We start from the raw sequence: 1,912 nt of genomic DNA, 5'->3' as shown, positions 1-1,912 counted from the left end.
TAGAAGCCAAATCCAACCCTGAACTAGATCGCCAACTTAGCGCTTATGAGTATGAGGTTGGCCCTGGAGATATACTACCGAGATTCCGCAGCCAATTTAGGAATAAACTGCTTCATACAGAACACCAAGAAGCTTAAGCAGCCGAGTCTGATGCTCTTGAACACCCGTTATGAAGCTTTGGCCGCCAAATTCGAGTGTGTCGATACCTTCGAATTTTAAGAATACCCAACGTGCCGTCGGTTTAGTTGTCGTCTTGTTCTTTACCATGCTAGGAAAGAATTCCTCGGCCTTAGTGAGACTCTCTCGGATTTTGTGCTCTAAGCTTGCGTAGACGAGTAGGCTCAGCGTCATGATCATCAGTAGTGCCTCGATTCGCTGAGGTTTCTTCAGGAAAATTGATGATGTTAAGAACTCAGGGCTTTTCAAAAAGCGAAAGCCGCGCTCGACCTTTTGCTGAGACTTGTAATGTTCAAGCAATGCAACCATTGTTAGGTCGGTGTTGTCAGTATCGTTGGTGGCGAGAATAAACATACCTACTTTAAGCTTGGCCAGTTTCACCTTTTCTAGATCGGTATAAGGCGTAGCATCTATCAAATAGTGGTATCCCGTCGGCTTTTCATCTTTCTTCGGCCGACCACGACCTGAATAAATTGGCTCTTTAACGATGGTTGATTGCGCGAAGCCAAGCAAATGACACTGGTTGGCGAAGTCGCTCATTGCTTGCTCGGCATCCACTGCGCAAGCAAACTGCTTTTTCTTTAGTTGTCCCAGCGCTTTCAGCTCTTTGGTGATATTTTTGTCTAAGTTCTTATAAAACGTTACCTGTTCTCGCTTGGTTGCTTGTTCACTATGAATCAACAGCCACTTCTGAGATACCGAGCCATAATCAGCGTCAACCCAACAACCCGAGTAGCCATTGCCGATATGGCTCAGCTGCTCTGGCTCAAGGTTCATTAAGGCCTCTTTGGCTGATTTAATGGTCATTGGAACACGCGTAATAAACTTCTGTTGTTGCTCATCCAGTGAACGAATGCTCTCTTCGGTGTATAAAGCGGCATCGGCGATGAAGTAGCGACTGTTTTGAGCTGCCTTCAGGCAATGAATATGCCGTTTAGTGACTTCTGAGAATGCCTTAGCATCATTGGTGTTACCACTAAGCGCTTGCATGTAAACAGGCAGGCCAGCTTGATTTTCGCAAATCAACTCAAGGACCACTTGATTTAGCTCTGGACGGTGGTCTCGGCTGTAGCCTTTTACCAGCTTGATGGCATTAAGATCTTCGTCCTGGGCGTATTCACCATCGACATGGAAGCTAGTGATATCAAGGTGTACAGAGTCTGTTTTAAGTCCTAGCTTATCAACGACATGCTCTGCAATCGCTTGATAAAGTGCGGAGACATCTGCTTCATATAAAGCATCTAACGTGCGTCCGAGTACATCGTCCGTTAAATGGTGAGCTTCAATATCTTTAGCAAGCAACTTGGCAACAGGCTTCGTCTCGAAGAAGTCAGAAAACATATGCAGCGTTCTGCTGTGAAAGCCAAGACCATTGAGAATCATCGCCAAGACCGCATCGCCATGTGAAACGTTATGATCCGAGTACTTGGGAATGACGCGATCAATAATACCAGGTAAGCCGATTTCATGGCAGAAAGCAGCGATCAGCCCTAAGTGATCTAGGCGTTTAATGACAGGTTGAGAAGCAGACATAATAAAGTGACCGTTAAATAACAGTAATAGATCAAAACTGGGGATCGCGGTCAAGAGGTCTGTCGCACTAACATTTGTAAACGATCACTGGATCACATTGTTTTAATTCTGAAATTGGCTGCGGAATGACGGATATTCGCCAATCGCTTTTATTTTATAAACTTTATTTTTATGAGCAAAGCATGAGGCGAAGTGATTCAGA

Annotated in this window: 1 protein-coding gene; it reads right to left on the bottom strand. The window is 44.9% G+C overall.

Annotated features, from left to right (window positions below):
• Positions 1 to 96 precede the first annotated feature (96 nt).
• A complete protein-coding gene (locus R7044_RS24005) occupies positions 97 to 1,710 on the bottom strand; it encodes an IS1634 family transposase (protein WP_225455846.1) in 1,614 nt (537 codons plus the stop codon).
• Positions 1,711 to 1,912 lie beyond the last annotated feature (202 nt).

Source organism: Vibrio sp. 1402, from assembly GCF_033340275.1.
The sequence above is the reverse complement of the archived record's forward strand: the minus strand, read 5'-3'. Positions and strand labels throughout refer to the sequence as shown.